Consider the following 16,197-nt stretch of genomic DNA (forward strand, 5'->3'; position numbering starts at 1 on the left):
CTTTCTGTGTTAGGCAATAAAAATCATCAGAAACTTGCGCTCAGCCGTAATTTTTTCAAAAAAAAGAAGAAGATTTTTCAACCTTCTCCTAAGAAATTATTCTTTTTTGTAAAACTCACATTCATAGCCATCCGCATTGAGCAATAAACCTTTTGCCCATGGCGGCGTGGCACTCATTTGCTCGCAGATATTACTCACAGATTCATCTTCATCAACTTCAATAATTAATTCATCATGCACATGACCAACAATTCGATATTGGCTCAAATTTTTCATCGCAAAACAAAGAATATCTCTCGCCATGGCTTGCACAATATTTTCAACAAACTTCGGACCATAACTTTCTAAACGTTCCCATTTCTTAGTTACACCGACACCCTCATACGTCACCGACTCACCACCAAATCTGTTCTCACCAATTCGTGGTTTAACATAAGCGAATTTTCTACCAGATAGCAATGTGATGAAAAGCATGCCACTTTTATAAGTGAATTTGATACCGTGTGAATTTGTGGCTGTTCGTTGTTTGATACAGTTTTTGATAGCTTTATCAACCTCCCACCATAGTTTAACGATATGGGGATTAGCGTTTCGCCATGTTGTTACGAGTGGCTGGAGTTCATCTTCAGCTAATCCCATATCCAATGCTCCCATTGCGGTTAAAGCACCTACTGAGCCACCATAACCAAGGGCAAGTTCTGCAATTTTTCCTTTTTGTCTTAGATGAGCATTTTCGCCATTCTTCTCAACAGGTACATGAAACATCTGACTAGCTGATGCACAATAAATATCGCCACCATTTTTGAACACCTCAAGCCGCCAGTTTTCTCCTGCCAACCAAGCAATCACGCGTGCTTCAATCGCAGAAAAATCTGATACAATGAACTTCTTACCATCTTGTGGCACAAAAGCTGTGCGGATAAGTTCTGACAAGACTTCTGGTGTTGAATCATAAAGCAAAGTCAAAGCATCATAATTTCCTTCACGAACTAATAAACGTGCCTCTGATAAATCTAACATATGATTTTGAGGAAGATTTTGTAATTGTATCCCTCTACCTGCAAATCTTCCTGTCCGATTAGCACCATAAAATTGAAAGAGGCCATGAGCACGATTATCTGAGCAAGTATAATTCTCCATCGCTTGATACTTTTTGACAGATGATTTAGCCAGTTTCTGACGCAGTAAAAGTACCTGTTTTAACAGCCCTGAGTTAGAATTTACTAACACTTCCACTTGTTTCTTTCCGAGACTATCTGTCTCCAAACCCTGTTCTAACAACCATTTCCGCATTTGTAAAACACTGTTTGGATTTTCTAAGCCCGTCAACTCTGTCAATTTTGATAGAATTGATAATTTGGAAATTTCATCTACTTTGATTGCTGATGCCACAAACTTCATATCAAGACCAATTCCTATATCGTTGATTTCTTCACTGAGTTGATACTCTGCCCATATCTCCTCTGATACGGGAAATCTTGATAGTTTCTTTTGTATTGCCATCTCGACTTCTACATCTCGCACGTTGTAAGATTTGAACAATTCCCACTTCTTTAAATCATGTATTGGCAAGTTTCGTATTCGTCCACCATTTGTCTTGGTTGGAGTGCAGGGTACACAAAAATAACGAATAAGATTTTTGCCCTCTGCCAGTTTTTGTTTGTCTAAGCCAAGCACTGCACCAACACCTGCAAGTGATAGGGGTAAACCGAGTGTTGCCGCCCAAATCATTGTGCATCTCCATGATTTAGGATTTAAGTATTGTCCTTTCGGCAATCCTAAAAAGCGAGATAAGCAGATACGCTCAAAGGATGCATTAAAAGCACACTTTTGAACAGAATCATCAGTCAATGCCGACAAAATCTCTGGTGGTAATTCTTCACCATTTGCCAAATCAACGACTTGAACTGGTGCGTTATCTACTGAATAGGCAAATAAGAGAATCTCGAAATCCTCACTTTCGCAGTACTTATATACTCCAGATTTTTGAAGATTAACACTGCTGAAGCTCTCGATATCCACTGATAAAATTTTCATAAAATCCATCCTTTCTAAAAATAAAGCGACAGAGCACTCACACTCCATCGCCTTATTTCTAATGTGTTATTAGGCTAGAAACTCATCATCTTCGAGTGTCGTAAAATCATCAGTTGCACTTGTTTTACCTCCAAGTGGCTCACCGTCTCGAATAAACTGGATATTTCCAAGCCCACAGGCAACTCCTTTATTACCGTTTGAGTTAAACCAGCGACACGCGACCATAACACCCACTATAGACTTTACTGCGGTCTAAAATTGGATTAACAGACTGGTCCACAATCTGAGGTGGTGTGGTGCTGTTGGCATTGACGAAATAATGCCCTTTGTATGCTTCATCATCTCGTTCAATATCACCATCACGAAGTGGAAGTTTGATTGTTCCCTTATTGGGTTTCTTCCCACCAAACTTCGCAAGTCCTTCTTCGATTGCTGCATCTACTGCCTTTTCAATTGCATCAATTGTTTTCTTATCATCTTTTGGAATCAATACAGATACGCTGTACTTCTCTGGTCCACCATTAATTGATACTGGCTCCCAGCCATGGAAATAACTAAGACGTGTGTCTTTACCTGTGACTACTTTTGTTTTGATTACATTTGCCATTTATTTTTCCTCCATAATTTCATTGAATTCGTCTTTTACATTTGCGATAACTACCGCTTGTCGTTTATCTGCAGTTGGCACAAGCGTTAATTTACCTCGTGGCTTTTCAACCAAACCGCCGAGGATTTCTTCAAATTTCTTTTTACCCAATGATTTAGTCATTGCAGTGATACCTAGCAATTTCTTCTCATAAGGGTCGAAACCTGCAGTAACTACTGCAGTTGCAACCTCTTCATCATTGACATACTTCCGATTTGAGCGACCTTCTACCAGTTTGTAATTCGTCCACTCCTTACCTGAAAGTGCTTGTTTCAAGGCATATTCTTTCACATCTGTTGCCCATGAAACCAAGTCATCCACCTTTGCCAATACTTCTTCGATTTCGGCATTGGATAGCGTTTCAGCTTTCTTGAATTCCAGTCTTGCAAGTTCCAAATTATAGTCAGCACGTTTACGACAGACATTTTTCGCAGGACAGAACTTGCACCATTTGCCACAGTTAAACTCACCCTCACCCTTAAAAGCAAGCTCTGAAGCAGGTGTTAAGAGTTCATTCGCCCATTTGATGAGCTTATCTTTTGGTAATGTGTAGGTACTGATATTCTCTCGCCGTGGCTGAAAAATTGTCATTTTCACTTCGTTGATGTCATAGATGCCATCAAAAAGTTCCAATGCCCCAAGTGCATAGCACATCATCTGAGGATTCTCAGTTGCGTCAACCAAAACACCTAGCCCATACTTCATGTCAATAACCGAAAGTGTACCGTCCGCAATAATCAAACAGTCACCAGTCCCAAATCCCTCTGGCACGAATCTTGAAAAATCAAGTTTCTGTTCAATAATGACAACTGGATCAGAACAAGTTTCTTTCGCCTTGGCCATTTCTTCCATGACATAAGTCGCATAGCTTTCCGCACAATCTGCCATTTCTTCGTCATAGTACTCAAGCGTTGGTGCTCGTGCCTTGATACCTAAAAGCTGTTGCAGTTTGAACTCACAAAGACTATGGGCATCTGTCCCTTGCTTAGCATACTCGCTGGTCTTATTCTCAAAATTTTCTCCAAGCCTTGCGGATGGTGGACAATGAATCCACCGAGAACTTGATGATGCTGATAATAGGGCGTATTTCATTACAACGCCTCCGCATCTTTGAGCAAGTCTGCATAGTGTTTTGCATTTACATCACTCAGCTTGTTCGCACCATATTTCTCAATCAATTCACGCACTTCAGCCGTTTTCCCTGCTTGACTTTTACTGGCAAGAACAGCACGCACATCTTCAAGTGACAATTTGGACTCTTTTGTTTTAGCTTTCATTTTCGATTTAGCGACTGGTGTTTCAACTTCAACTTTTGACTCATTTGCCAACAAAGCATCACACAGCACTTGCAAGCTGTCTGCCAAAGTTTGAATATCCTGAACCACCTCAAGTAACAATTTTGTTTGACTCATCTACTATTTTCCTTCCTTGATTTCGTGAATCTCAACAGATTCGACTGACTGACCTGGTGTGAGAACCAAAAGTTCCACACTCTCACCCAAGATAAAGTTCAACAATTTCTTTGGAATTGACCGACTTCCACCTTTGAGTACTGCCTGTTTGTTACCTTTATTGTCGGTAACGTTGATTTGAACCTTGTGTTTTAAACCCATACATTCGACCTCCTTTCCGAAGTGACTATCACTTCTATATCTATAAGCGGAAAATTGTAGGGATTCGAACCCCATTATGATAATTTCTTTTTAAGTGATTGAAATGCACCTTTTAAACATTTGCGGACAGCAGTTTCTGATTTACCTTGGATAGCTGCAATTCTGACATTTGTCATATTCTCAAAAAATTTCATTTGAATTGTTTCTTGTTGCAATGGTGTCAGTTCAGAAATTGAGTTCCTTAACTTTTCGAGAGTCTCTTGATGTTCCTCATCTTCAATCTTTTGTAACAAGTAACCTAATGGATTATACAAAGTATCTGAAATAAAATCGCCAACTTCGGATTCATTTCCATCTTCGTTGTAAACTATCTCGTTCAAACTTGTTTCATGCCGATATTCTTTAATCCTACGCTCTGCATTGAGCTCTTCATCATCAAAGTGATGAAGAATTTCAATGAATGTATCATCGCTAACTTCACTCGGTGTAAGTTGCACCCGAGCTCCCTTTACCGGATAGTAAATGTAATTAATGCGGTTTTGCTTACCTGTTTTGAATTTTCTCATTAGAAATCCCTCCGTTTTCTTGTTCAATCAAGAACGGAGGAAATCTATTGAAAGTAAAGTATTGAGGCAACCGAAATCAGTACATAAAAATAGCACACTGAAAAAGCGGAAAATCATCAAAGTTTTGAAATAAGCAGAATACTGCTATTTCTCGTACTTTCTTTTTGATTCTTCCGTTCGCTTCGGTGCGCACCATAATATGAACGTTAAATTATTTTGAAAAATAATCTGCAATTGCATTAAAATTAATGCAAAAACCGATATATTCTTCTTAGAAATCGTGATATAATATATTTGTTAGTAATTTTTCTGAGCAACAAATCTTGAAATTAAATCACAAGTTAATTGTATCTAGATATACTTCAAAAATCTTTGCCTTCATTTTGCAGTGTTTTTGCACTATTTTTTCTAGTAGTAGAAAGGAGCGTTGTTTTTGCTTGAATTCAATATTTCTTCGTACATACAAATCCTCTTATCGAATGTAATCCAGTATCGTCAAGGTCCACTTGGTATTTTGATATTGGGCTTTTTAGGAGATCGAGAAGAAGTGAATGTGACTATTGACGATAAAAAAGTTTCTAATCTAGTCAAAAGAAAAAATGATGTTGAAGATGCATTAAAAATGGCTTCAGCCAGAACAGAGGTTATCGCTGATATAATAAAATGTTTTGAATCCAAAGTTGTCCCCATTCTAAATCCACATACTAAAGATGATGCTTTCGAGACAATATTGAACTGTCTTAATGTAGATGCAACCGTACCAGCACGTAAATACACAGAATTCTCCAATCTTCTGAATAATAATGAAATTGGGAAATTTTTAGCCTTGACTTTCTTGTATGCACTTAACCGCACTAATAAGTTAGCAGAATCAAAACCCGTAACTGACGATTTTCCACTACTTGACGAAGTTGGTAATGAATGTCCTATCTGTCACAAGAAGCTCACTAAGAAAGTTAAAAATGTCACTACTCGTCAATACGGAATTGTCGAAATTTTTCCGAGTAATTTAGATGAAAGTACAGCCACTGAGTTCAACAGTTTTTTATCACCAACAGTGAAACTAGATTCTTTTGACAACAAGCTGGCACTTTGTAAAAATCATGCAGAATCGTATTTGGCGGCTCCCGAGTTGGGCGAATATTTAGAGCTAGCGGCACTTAAAAAACACTACTCTACGAACTATGCATTGCAACAGGTATTGGCAGAACTTGATTTAGAAGATGAAATCAAAGATATAATAGAGTCACTTGCTAATCTCCAATCGGTTGGTAATCTTGAACAATTGAGTATGAACGCTTTAAAAATCGACCAAAAGATCCTACCAGAAAATGGTTTATTGAAAAATTCAATTCAGGTTAATGTATTGACCTACTATCGCTACATCGGCTCCTTGTTCGAGGAAATTGAAGACCTAGATATTATCCAATCCGAGATTAAAAAAGCTTTTAAAAGATTAAACACAGGGGACTGGAACCAACAAGAAATTGTTGACAAACTAGCTCAATGGATTCTAGACAAAACAAAAAATCCCGCAAGCCATATTGAAGCTTGTAGGATTATCATTTCTTTCTTTATACAGAGTTGTGAGGTGTTTAATGAAATTCCCAAATAAAGTTATTTCATATAGAAAGAGTATCTTGATTAAACTTCCAATTATTCTCATGGAATTAGAGAACGGGAGTCAAAGTCCAGCTACTCTATACAAAAAGTTAAACAAGAAATTTTCATCTGTTGCCGAGTTTTCAAACACACTTGATTGCCTCTATGCTTTAGGAACAATCAAATTATTAGATGAGGGGGTGATTCAATATGTTAATAAGACTTAGTTGCGATAAATTTGTGGAGAAAGGTGTTATTCGTGATCCAATATACTTTAATAATGGCTTAAACTCTATCATTGGAGCAAATGACGGTGCTAACTCAATTGGAAAGTCTACATTTCTTTTAGTTATAGACTTTATCTTTGGTGGTTCTGACTACGTTGAAGAGGCAACTGATGTTATTGACAATGTCGGAAATCATACTATAAATTTTGAATTTGAGTTTTCGGGAAAGGCTTACTTTTTCTCTCGTTCTACAGATAATTCTCAATTCGTCAACATTTGTGATAACGACTATAATGTTGTTGATAGTATAAGCAAAGCGGATTATTGCAAATTCCTAGCAAATTCATATGGCTTTGATTCTCAAAACCTATTATTTAGACAAGTTATGAGCCCCTTTATCCGAGTTTGGGGACGAGATACCTATGACCAAAGCAAGCCACTCAAAGCTACTAAGAACTCTCCTGATAAGCAAGGGATTGAATCATTGCTGATGCTATTCAGCAAATATGATAATATCATGGAACAAAAAGAAATTTTAAAGGAAGCTGAAAACAAAAAGAAGGCATTCAACTCAGCTCAAAAATATGAGTACATTGCTACCGTTAGCACAGAATCGGCTTACAAAGAAAACGAAAAGCGTATTATTAAACTTAATGAGGCCTTGAGAGAATTATCCGATGAAAGCACCAAAGGCTTAGAAGATCTCAGTTCAATGCAAATGGGACAACTAGCTGATTTACGTCGTCAGCTTTCAAATGCACGTAGACAACGTATTAAACTGCAGGCTCAAAAGAAAAACTTTGAAGCAGAACGAGATCCTTCACATCAGCAATTTGAAAAAGATTTTGAAAGTTTACAACATTTTTTCCCAGAAACAAACATTCGTAAACTTTCTGAAATCGAGCAGTTCCACAAACAACTCGCTTCTGTGCTAAAGAAAGAATTTAACGAAACTTCAAAAAACTTGCAGTCAATGGTTGACTTAATTTCAACAAACATTTCTGATTTAGAATTAAAGATTTCGGAAATTAGCGATATTCCTAACGTATCTCAAGCTATTCTTGATAAGTACGCCGAAGTTAGTAAAGAAATTTCATTGTTGCAGAACTCTAACAATAATTATCTCACCAAGAAAGATCTGCAAGCAACATACAATGACTTGAAAAATGCTTACAATGCACTAATTCAAGAAATTTTTGCCACACTTCAACAAGAAATTGATATGAGGATGAGACAAATCAATGATAACATCAACTTGAGTAAAAAAACTGCCCCTTATCTAACAATTGATACCGCTAATCATTATGATTTCTACACACCTAAAGACCGTGGAACGGGATCGGAATATAAAGGTCTTGTTGTTTTCGACTTGGCAATGCTTAAAGAAACGCCATTGCCTATCTTGGTTCATGACTCAATCTTATTGAAGCAAATTCAAGATAAATCGTTGGAAGGCATCATTCGATTTTATTCAAATCAAAAAAAACAAGTGTTCATTGCTTTGGATAAAGAGGAATCGTTCACTACTGCAACACAATCTATGCTTACTACTTCAACAGTCCTTCGCCTATACCCTGGTGGCGGGGAATTATTTGGTAGAGCATGGAATGAAGAAAGCGAGGAAAATTAATTGGCTAGAACAATCAGCTATAACAAACTATGGAAGCTGCTAATCGATAAAGGTTGGAAAAAGTCAGAGCTCTGCAAGTACGCAAACATCAGCCCAGCATCGGTTGCAAAACTTGGAAAAGGAAAAAACATCACTACGGATGTTTTATTAAGAATATGCGATGCGCTTGACTGTGATATTGAAGATATTTTAGAAACAGTAAATCAATAAAAAATATAAAGTATACAATGGAAGTCACACGTTTCGAGTGGCAATATCTCGTTTATAAAGGAGAACATTATATGGCAACACAATCAGAAAAAGGCAAGGCTTTCGAATATGCAACAGCTATAGCTGTGCAAAATTTATATGCACCTGGAATAGCTAAAGTCATCGAAAATAGTGCTTTTTCAGTAGCTCAAAACAATTTTATTTCAAAATTATCACAAGTAGAACAAAAAGAGTATCAAAACGCAGCGAGTGTCGCCGTGTCTGAAATGTTTAAATTTGAACCAACGCTTACTTCAGATAAATCAATTTTAGAAATAAAATTAGCCGATGATAATGCTGGGATTACAGGAGATGTCCGTGACGTCGTTTTAACCAAACCAACACTGGACTGGGAAATTGGCATATCTTGCAAACACAATCATACCGCTTTAAAACATCAACGGCTCTCAGGAACAATTGACTTTGGAAACTCATGGGCAGGCTATCCAGTCTCAACTTCTTATTGGAATAAAGTTCGTCCAATATTTTCAGAATTAAACAACCATAGAATAGAAGGTATCAATTGGAGAGATCTATCAACACATGGTATGGATAAGATTAATGATGTCTATATCCCAATTTTAAATGCATTTCTAAATGAACTAAATGATTTGGATAGTTCCCATTCAGATTTAGCAACAAAATTTATGGAATATTTAGCTGGAAAAAATGATTTCTATAAATTTGTAATGAACGAATCAAAGAAAACCGTAGATGTGTATACTTACAATCTTCACGGCGATTTAAATAACGGCGGAAATTCATTAACGGTAGTTTCTTTACCAACCCAATTTTTATTTAAAGGATGGAAAAATAACGCTAATGGGACACAAAGTGAGAATACTTTGCTAATCAAAATGGATAATAACTGGGAAGTCTCGCTTCGTTTGCACTCAGCGGCTTCAAAAGTTGAAACAAGTTTAAAATTTGATTCCCAACCACTAAAACTACCGTCATCACTTAAAAAAATATCAAAATCATACTAATAGTATTGGACATCGAATAAACATTTTTCTACACTTTTCCAAAAAATAATGGTAAAATTTACTAATACGAAGATGGTTTTTCATCACAAATAGGAGGTAACACAGTATATGACAGAAAAAGCAACAGCTAGGGCAGTTGTCAATATAGAAGCTGTAAGCGTAAGTGAGATTAAAATCAAAGACTCAACTGTTCGTTCTCGTGGAAAATTCAAACCAGCATTAAATTTGTCGGTCAATGAAATTCATTCTGTCTTATTCGATAAAATAAAAGAGGAAACCTCCAAGATCATTGAAGATGAAGAAGATAAAAAAATAGTTGACAAATGTAATAAAAATCAACCGAAAGATAAAATAAATGTTGTCAGTTTATTCTCGGGTGCGGGTGGTCTTGACTTAGGAACTGAACTTGCTGGTTTGGTATCTGTAGTTGGTTATGATAAGGCTATGGAATACTTTTCTGATAAAGATAAATTTTTTGCTAATCGGAAAAAATCTATTTTTCACACAGCTTATACTAACGATATGTTTGTTGAAGCAAATAAAACATATAAAAAGAATTTTAGTAATGATATTTTACAACACCAAAAAGATATACGAAAAGTTGCTCATTTTCCGAACAATACATTAATGATTGGCGGTTTCCCTTGTCCCGGATTTAGTGAAGCTGGACCTCGATTAATCGATGACGAACGTAATTTTTTATATATCCACTTCATCCGTGCATTGATGCAAACACAACCAGAATTTTTTATTGCTGAAAATGTCAAAGGAATGATGACCTTAGGTAAAGGTGAAGTCCTAAAGCAAATCATCGAAGACTTTGCAAGTGCAGGCTATACAGTTACCGCACATCTAGTTAATGCACGAGATTATGGTGTCCCACAATCTCGTGAGCGTGTATTCCTAGTAGGTGTTCACAAAAAGAAAATCGAAGCAAAATACGGTTTTAAATATGATCTGCCTACTCCAACTCATGGTGATCCGTCTAAAATGAATATTTTTAAAGATATGAAACCGTGGGTAACATTAGGGGATGCAATTGGAGATTTAACTGATAATCCCGGTCCCTATTTTGAAGGTTCTTACAGTACAATTTATATGAGTCGTAACCGCAAGAAAAAATGGGATGAACAAAGTTTTACAATTCAAGCTAGTGGTCGACAAGCACCTCAGCATCCAGGCGGTGAGTCAATGGAAAAAATCGGTCACAATCATTGGGTTTTCCATGGTAAAAACAGACGACTTTCAGTCAAAGAAATTAAAAGAATTCAAACATTTCCTGACTGGTTTGAATTTAGTAGCGGTTCTCCAGTTGGCAAAAGTGGAAAAACTATTTCCGAAAATGCCCAAATAGATAAAATTTATAAACAAATTGGTAATGCTGTCCCCGTTCTTCTTGCAAGAGCTATTGTACAACCAATTGCTGATTTTTTGAATGAAATACATGCTAAAGTACACTAAACTCGTTTAAAAAACACGATATTTCTATATTAAATTAGAAATATCGTGTTTTAAGTTTTTCTAGTTTTTCAGTATTTCCTCAATCATCGGTTCTAACCCTTGAGCCAAAAGAGTTTCAATCATTCTTTGAGCGCTAAAACGATTTACATCTTTCGCAATATATCTCAGAATTTTAGCTGCAATTTCATTTACGGGAAACGAAAAAGATGGTTGTTGTCCTAAGATGTCTTTGGCGAAACTTGCAAACGGATCAAATGCAGCAAATATGCCTTCGGTTGATTCAACATAACCACTCTCAATTGACTGTATTACATGCTGCGCATGCTTATCATCTATATTCATAAACTTTAATAGCGCTTCTACGAATCCTTTAGTTCTATTATTCATCAAAGTATTGCAGATTTTTTCTTTAGGTAATTCATAAATATAGCTTTCAATATCATCATCAAATTTTCCATCCTTGATTTTTCCCAGAGCCAATTCTAATCTGGTTGTATCTGCATGAAATTTTATGTTTAGTTCTATATGAGATTTCATCTCACCTGCATCAGCATATCGATAAATTGAATTATCGTTTGTTGACTTCTCGGTAACACTTCTAAATTGATGTGCTGTATCTTGGGGATTACCAGTCATAATGAAATTAATGATACGGCCTAGAGAATAGACATCACTACGTTTATCTCCATCTTTTAATAGCATAAATTGTTCCGGAGCACAGTACCAATACTGACCAACCGCTCTCGTTGTTACAGTCTGGTGCGAAGAAAAGATATTCAAATCTTTGCCCAAACCAAAATCTGCTATTTTTATCATACCACCAACAATAAATATATTTGTAGGACTCAAATCGCGATGCATAATATTTCGGGAGTGTACTTCTGCTAACACATATATAATCTGAGAGATTATTGTCACTTTGGAACTAATATCCAGTTGATTTTCACTAATAAAGTTTTCTAAAGTTGTCTCAGCTTCTTCCATCCGATAGCTATATGTACCTTCGTCGAAATCAATCACTTTTATTATCATTGGAACATCTTGAAGTGACTCGGTAATTTTGTATTCTCGTTTAAATCTACTTTTTATGCCAGTGTCAACTAAAAAATCATCTTTCAACTTTTTCATAATATAGCCAGTAGATTTTTGAAGATATACATTGGCAAATCCACCAGAACCAATAAATTTTAAGTCCTCGTCAATTCTAGTTAAATGATATTTGTTATTTTTACTTGAGAGCATGAAACTATATGGTCGTAACAAATTGTTGAATTTCTGAAATATATCTTTAACCTTTGCAACTGCTTCTGCCTCTGAAATTTTAAATTCGCTTAAAACATATTCTTTGCTTAGTATGATATTGAAAAATTTGTCTATCTGATTTGAGTTAAGCAGACCAACTAAATGATCATGAACATAAACCCACCGCGTTGGAAAAAACTGACCATATGTATCCCTAGCCCCAAACCGTTGATTAAAAAAAGTAACCAACTCAGGACCAGTTTTATAACTAAACCAACCTTCTGAATCCCCAATAAAGGCTATTGATATTTCCTTCATTGCATTATCATCTAACATCACTTTCACCCCGCCCACAACTCAAGACTTATAAACTATGAAAAAATATTTTGAATAATTGGCACTAATCGATCTAGACCAGCTGTTGCGCCCCATTCAATTGTTGCCCCCACCCCATCGAAATTAGTGGATGCCTTTCAAGAAAAGATTTACCCATATTCGAAGATACTTCCCCGTTATCTTGTAACTCTTCAAGGACATTAGTTAACGTCTCTTTTTCGTATTCATTTAACGACTTAGAAAACTCTTTGATTTCGGTCAGTATTCCTTCGATGTTACTTTCATTAACGTTGATTTGAAAATGCCCAGTGCCACCTATCTGAGAATGAGTAACGTCTCCAGAAATATGCACACTATTATCAATATGCTGAACGGTTACCCCATCTTCTGCCAATTTGGATTCAACAGGTAGTTTTATCGGATTCCTCGCCATTTTTCTATTAACGCTTTTCACAGTTTTATTCATCTCTTTAGTTAAATTCCGCTCCAAATCACGAAACTGACCTCGTAAACTTTTAGTCATACTTTTCCCTCGCTATTTTTATTCTTCTAACGAACACATTTTTTTCGAATCAATATATTTGGAATGCTTAGTGTAATAATTATCTTTGGAAATCACAGCAATATCTGGAAGGTATGAGTTTTGCCCATGGTCTCCATTAATATAAAGATATTTATTATTGAATGCCCAAATCACAAAATCTACATCAGATTGCACGAATAGACTCATAAAGTTTTTATCGTAATAGGGCAAACTGTACACTGCATCCTTAAGGGTGGTTCTCGGTGTTTTCTTACTAGGAAGATACATTGTAGCATCATCTATGATTAAAAAACCGAGTTTTTTATGAGGATAATTTTCCCTATATGATTCCAAACTATCCAAATGCTTTTGACAAATACGTTTAAAATTATTGATATAAGCTTGATAGTTATGGTGTTCTTCAGTTTTTTCAGGAATGACCTGCTCGGTTTCCGGATCATACCTAGTGTCACCTGTAGCTACGATTCTTATATCCTCATTAAAAACTCCAACTTCAGAAATAAACTTCTCGACTTCACGATAAGCTCTTGCATTAGCTTCCCTTTGCGGATTTTTCTTGCCCTTTTTTATCGTCACAATATCATCCACTTCAAACATTTCTATCATGAGATCTTCAGAGATAAAATCAGGTCTGGATTCGGTGTTATTTTGCCAACTAGCTGATGTTATTTTTTCAATTAAGCTTTTTTCAGCGCGAGATTTTGCAAACGTAAGCCTGTTGCCGTTTATGAAATTGTTAAATATTTCCCATTCTGATTCGTCATTAAACACCTTGAACATAGCCTTCATTTTTCTATCCTTGCTTTAGTTTATTTATTTCATAAAAGTAATCCAGTAATTGAAATTTTTACTACTACCATTATACCACGTACCGCAACTCGTTCAACGCGTCTTAATCGAACAATTACAAATTTTCTCATGCTATTTCTCAAATCTATATCCAACCCACTCACTCAACAGCCTCTCGCCCTCAATGACAAACCTATACACTCAACACCGCCCCCTAAAATCATCATTTTAGGACAAAAAAAAGCGATTTGCGACAAAAGACGAAATCGCTATAAAACCCTATATAGTAAACATCCACCCTCGAAAGCAATGCTGCACACTAAATGTTCCCTGCAACAAGTACTCCGTTATAAATTTGTGTTATCTATTTTGTAGTGACAACTTACCCAAAAACAATCTTGTTAGGACTGATATAAAGCAATATTGAAGTTCACCCCATCAATAAACAGAAATTCCAGACGACAATTCCTCTTAACCTCAACACTCTCAATAATCATCGCAATATCAGCAATCGAATAATCCGTCATCTTCATACCACCACCTATATCGTTCAAAGTTTCCACAATTCTATCAAGTCTACTCTCTGCAATGACAACACTAGAAATTATACCAATCAAATTTTCTCGAACATCTGATTTTGCTATCTTATCGCAAACTAAATCTCTACACACTTGCTGTAACCGTTCATCTTCAACGTGCGGAGTCCCACACGCAGTCAAATGCTTACACTGCCACACCTTCTTTTTATGCTTGCCAATTTTATCAGCATGCCAAACACGAGGTCCATAATACGACCCACAAACTTCACAAATTAACTTGCTTGAAAATGGTGTCAAAGCCATCCGTTTTTTTCCTCGTTCACTTTCAAGTTTTTCTTGAACAAAATTGAATATCGTTGAGGAAACTATCGCTTCATGATGCTCTGAAACATAATATTGCGGTAACTCACCTTCATTCTTTTTCTTTCGCTTTGTCAAAAAATCAACTGTATAAGTCTTTTGAAGCAGAGCATCTCCCTTGTATTTTTCGTTTCTAAGAATACTTTGGATATTCCCTATATTCCAATTTTCTTTATCGCCTGGACTCGGAATTCTCAGCGCTTCAAGTTTTTGCTTAATTGCGCTAATTGGAAATCCGATGATGTACATTGCGTAAATCGCCCTAACAGTGACGGCTTGTTCTTCATTTACGATAAACTCGCCATTTCTGCCCCTATTGTAACCTATAAAACGAGCAAACGGCACAGTTGCTTTCCCATCTGAGAAACGTTTTCTCTGACCCCAAGTACAGTTTTCTGAAATACTTCTGCTTTCTTCTTGTGCCAAACTTGATAGCAAGGTAATAATAAACTCTCCCTTTGCATCAAGCGTGTCAATACTTTCTTTTTCAAACCAAACTGCAACACCAATTGATTTCAATTCTCTAATTATCGTGAGCGTATCAACAGTATTTCGTGCAAATCGACTAATTGATTTCGTCACAATCATATCAATAAATCCAGCCTTAGCATTTGCAATCATCGCATTGAATGCAGTCCTCCTCCCAAATGATGTGCCACTAATCCCCTCGTCTGCATACAGCCCTGCAAACTCCCACTTAGGATTATTATCAATCAAATCAATATAGTACGATTTCTGAGCCTTTAAACTGTTCTGTTGAGCATCTTTCTCAGTTGAAACTCTGGCATATGCTGCAACACGTATCCTCCCTTGATTTTTAGTAATCAACTTAGGGAAATCAGTACCCTCGATTTTTACAACTTCCTTATGCTCAACCATGTGATTCCTCCAAAATACCGAGCAAAGGATTCAATTGTTTTACTAATCTAGTAGTTATCAATTTCTCTTCACGCTTCGTAATCAGCCCCTCATGACACAGATAGTCCACCATCACTTTAGAAAGTCGGTAGTCCATCTCTGCCTGTTTAAGTTGTTTAACCTCGTCAGGAATATTATTCGTTACAGACTTCGTCCTTTCGACCATTACCCCGGTCAAGTCATTCTGCCTACAAAATGACTTGACCGTATTCACTGAAATATTCAGTTCCTTAGCAATTCGCTTATATCCAAGTCCTTCGTGCCTCAAAGTTTCAATCTGCTTTCGTTGAGTTTCTTCCATAATACAAACCTCCATATTTTCTAGTGTCTATATATCACTCAAGTCCGCTGAAAAGTCAAGAGGGGGTCATAAAAAACTCAGGGGTGTCAAAATGGACACCCCTAGCTAAAATTCTAAACACCCCTAAAATACCAAAAATCATTAGACCACA

General features: G+C 36.5%; 16 protein-coding genes and 1 pseudogene. 6 read left to right on the forward strand and 11 right to left on the reverse strand.

Annotated features, from left to right (window positions below; all coding sequences use genetic code 11):
* Positions 1-96: 96 nt before the first annotated feature.
* The 6 genes and pseudogenes from Hs20B_RS03380 to Hs20B_RS03405 form a co-directional block, all read right to left on the reverse strand.
* Positions 97-2,037 carry a DNA polymerase gene (locus tag Hs20B_RS03380; RefSeq protein WP_172355610.1) on the reverse strand — a complete coding sequence of 647 codons (1,941 nt, stop codon included), beginning with the start codon at positions 2,035-2,037 and terminating at the stop codon, positions 97-99.
* A 69-nt stretch (positions 2,038-2,106) separates the two neighbouring features.
* Positions 2,107-2,644, reverse strand: a pseudogene (locus Hs20B_RS03385) (DUF2815 family protein).
* Positions 2,645-3,775 (reverse strand): DUF2800 domain-containing protein, encoded by a 1,131-nt coding sequence (locus tag Hs20B_RS03390; RefSeq protein WP_172355612.1) that lies wholly within the window; start codon positions 3,773-3,775, stop codon positions 2,645-2,647.
* The gene (locus tag Hs20B_RS03395; protein ID WP_172355614.1) at positions 3,775-4,095 is read right to left on the reverse strand and encodes an rRNA biogenesis protein rrp5; all 321 of its coding nucleotides are present in this window, start codon (positions 4,093-4,095) and stop codon (positions 3,775-3,777) included. Before Hs20B_RS03395 ends, Hs20B_RS03390 begins: the two co-directional genes overlap by 1 nt.
* A gap of 3 nt (positions 4,096-4,098) precedes the next feature.
* On the reverse strand, positions 4,099-4,296 hold the full coding sequence (locus Hs20B_RS03400; RefSeq protein WP_172355616.1) for a hypothetical protein: 198 nt from the start codon (positions 4,294-4,296) through the stop codon (positions 4,099-4,101).
* A 74-nt stretch (positions 4,297-4,370) separates the two neighbouring features.
* The gene (locus Hs20B_RS03405) at positions 4,371-4,862 is read right to left on the reverse strand and encodes an RNA polymerase sigma factor (RefSeq protein WP_172355618.1); all 492 of its coding nucleotides are present in this window, start codon (positions 4,860-4,862) and stop codon (positions 4,371-4,373) included.
* 433 nt (positions 4,863-5,295) lie between these two features.
* On the opposite strand from Hs20B_RS03405, the gene Hs20B_RS03410 reads away from it, so the two are divergent.
* The 6 genes from Hs20B_RS03410 to Hs20B_RS03430 all read left to right on the forward strand — a co-directional run bounded on the left by Hs20B_RS03410 (position 5,296) and on the right by Hs20B_RS03430 (position 11,017).
* Positions 5,296-6,477, forward strand: coding sequence for an ABC-three component system protein (locus Hs20B_RS03410; RefSeq protein ID WP_172355620.1), 1,182 nt, complete (start codon positions 5,296-5,298; stop codon positions 6,475-6,477).
* A gap of 49 nt (positions 6,478-6,526) precedes the next feature.
* On the forward strand, positions 6,527-6,691 hold the full coding sequence (locus tag Hs20B_RS09840; protein WP_308780216.1) for an ABC-three component system middle component 7: 165 nt from the start codon (positions 6,527-6,529) through the stop codon (positions 6,689-6,691).
* The gene (locus tag Hs20B_RS03415) at positions 6,675-8,321 is read left to right on the forward strand and encodes a DUF2326 domain-containing protein (RefSeq protein ID WP_172355622.1); all 1,647 of its coding nucleotides are present in this window, start codon (positions 6,675-6,677) and stop codon (positions 8,319-8,321) included. The genes Hs20B_RS09840 and Hs20B_RS03415 overlap by 17 nt, the downstream gene beginning before the upstream one ends.
* Complete coding sequence (locus Hs20B_RS03420; protein WP_172355624.1) at positions 8,322-8,531, forward strand: helix-turn-helix domain-containing protein; 210 nt, start codon at positions 8,322-8,324, stop codon at positions 8,529-8,531. It begins immediately after the preceding gene.
* 71 nt (positions 8,532-8,602) lie between these two features.
* Positions 8,603-9,556 (forward strand): HaeIII family restriction endonuclease, encoded by a 954-nt coding sequence (locus Hs20B_RS03425; RefSeq protein WP_172355626.1) that lies wholly within the window; start codon positions 8,603-8,605, stop codon positions 9,554-9,556.
* Between the two features lie 108 nt (positions 9,557-9,664).
* Positions 9,665-11,017, forward strand: a complete 1,353-nt coding sequence (locus tag Hs20B_RS03430) for a DNA cytosine methyltransferase (protein WP_172355628.1) — start codon at positions 9,665-9,667, stop codon at positions 11,015-11,017.
* 60 nt (positions 11,018-11,077) lie between these two features.
* Here Hs20B_RS03430 and Hs20B_RS03435 read toward each other — a convergent pair whose 3' ends face one another.
* The 5 genes from Hs20B_RS03435 to Hs20B_RS03455 all read right to left on the reverse strand — a co-directional run bounded on the left by Hs20B_RS03435 (position 11,078) and on the right by Hs20B_RS03455 (position 16,046).
* On the reverse strand, positions 11,078-12,595 hold the full coding sequence (locus Hs20B_RS03435) for a protein kinase domain-containing protein (RefSeq protein WP_172355630.1): 1,518 nt from the start codon (positions 12,593-12,595) through the stop codon (positions 11,078-11,080).
* Positions 12,596-12,668: 73 nt separating this feature from the next.
* Positions 12,669-13,118, reverse strand: a complete 450-nt coding sequence (locus tag Hs20B_RS03440) for a hypothetical protein (RefSeq protein WP_172355632.1) — start codon at positions 13,116-13,118, stop codon at positions 12,669-12,671.
* 18 nt (positions 13,119-13,136) lie between these two features.
* On the reverse strand, positions 13,137-13,910 hold the full coding sequence (locus Hs20B_RS03445) for a hypothetical protein (protein WP_172355634.1): 774 nt from the start codon (positions 13,908-13,910) through the stop codon (positions 13,137-13,139).
* A gap of 419 nt (positions 13,911-14,329) precedes the next feature.
* A complete protein-coding gene (locus tag Hs20B_RS03450; protein ID WP_172355636.1) occupies positions 14,330-15,706 on the reverse strand; it encodes a recombinase family protein in 1,377 nt (458 codons plus the stop codon).
* Complete coding sequence (locus Hs20B_RS03455; RefSeq protein ID WP_172355638.1) at positions 15,699-16,046, reverse strand: helix-turn-helix domain-containing protein; 348 nt, start codon at positions 16,044-16,046, stop codon at positions 15,699-15,701. Before Hs20B_RS03455 ends, Hs20B_RS03450 begins: the two co-directional genes overlap by 8 nt.
* Between the last annotated feature and the right edge of the window lie 151 nt (positions 16,047-16,197).

Origin of the sequence: Pseudolactococcus insecticola (assembly GCF_011170065.1) — a bacterium.
Classification (GTDB): domain Bacteria; phylum Bacillota; class Bacilli; order Lactobacillales; family Streptococcaceae; genus Pseudolactococcus; species Pseudolactococcus insecticola.

Excerpts from the sequence above, each read along its gene's own strand:
- Hs20B_RS03415 (WP_172355622.1), top strand. The coding sequence starts at position 6,675 with ATGTTAATAAGACTTAGTTGCGATAAATTTGTGGAGAAAGGTGTTATT.
- Hs20B_RS03395 (WP_172355614.1), bottom strand. The coding sequence starts at position 4,095 with ATGAGTCAAACAAAATTGTTACTTGAGGTGGTTCAGGATATTCAAACT.
- Hs20B_RS03455 (WP_172355638.1), bottom strand. The coding sequence starts at position 16,046 with ATGGAAGAAACTCAACGAAAGCAGATTGAAACTTTGAGGCACGAAGGA.
- Hs20B_RS03400 (WP_172355616.1), bottom strand. The coding sequence starts at position 4,296 with ATGGGTTTAAAACACAAGGTTCAAATCAACGTTACCGACAATAAAGGT.
- Hs20B_RS03405 (WP_172355618.1), bottom strand. The coding sequence starts at position 4,862 with ATGAGAAAATTCAAAACAGGTAAGCAAAACCGCATTAATTACATTTAC.
- Hs20B_RS03390 (WP_172355612.1), bottom strand. The coding sequence starts at position 3,775 with ATGAAATACGCCCTATTATCAGCATCATCAAGTTCTCGGTGGATTCAT.
- Hs20B_RS03430 (WP_172355628.1), top strand. The coding sequence starts at position 9,665 with ATGACAGAAAAAGCAACAGCTAGGGCAGTTGTCAATATAGAAGCTGTA.
- Hs20B_RS09840 (WP_308780216.1), top strand. The coding sequence starts at position 6,527 with ATGGAATTAGAGAACGGGAGTCAAAGTCCAGCTACTCTATACAAAAAG.
- Hs20B_RS03435 (WP_172355630.1), bottom strand. The coding sequence starts at position 12,595 with ATGTTAGATGATAATGCAATGAAGGAAATATCAATAGCCTTTATTGGG.
- Hs20B_RS03425 (WP_172355626.1), top strand. The coding sequence starts at position 8,603 with ATGGCAACACAATCAGAAAAAGGCAAGGCTTTCGAATATGCAACAGCT.
- Hs20B_RS03440 (WP_172355632.1), bottom strand. The coding sequence starts at position 13,118 with ATGACTAAAAGTTTACGAGGTCAGTTTCGTGATTTGGAGCGGAATTTA.
- Hs20B_RS03380 (WP_172355610.1), bottom strand. The coding sequence starts at position 2,037 with ATGAAAATTTTATCAGTGGATATCGAGAGCTTCAGCAGTGTTAATCTT.
- Hs20B_RS03450 (WP_172355636.1), bottom strand. The coding sequence starts at position 15,706 with ATGGTTGAGCATAAGGAAGTTGTAAAAATCGAGGGTACTGATTTCCCT.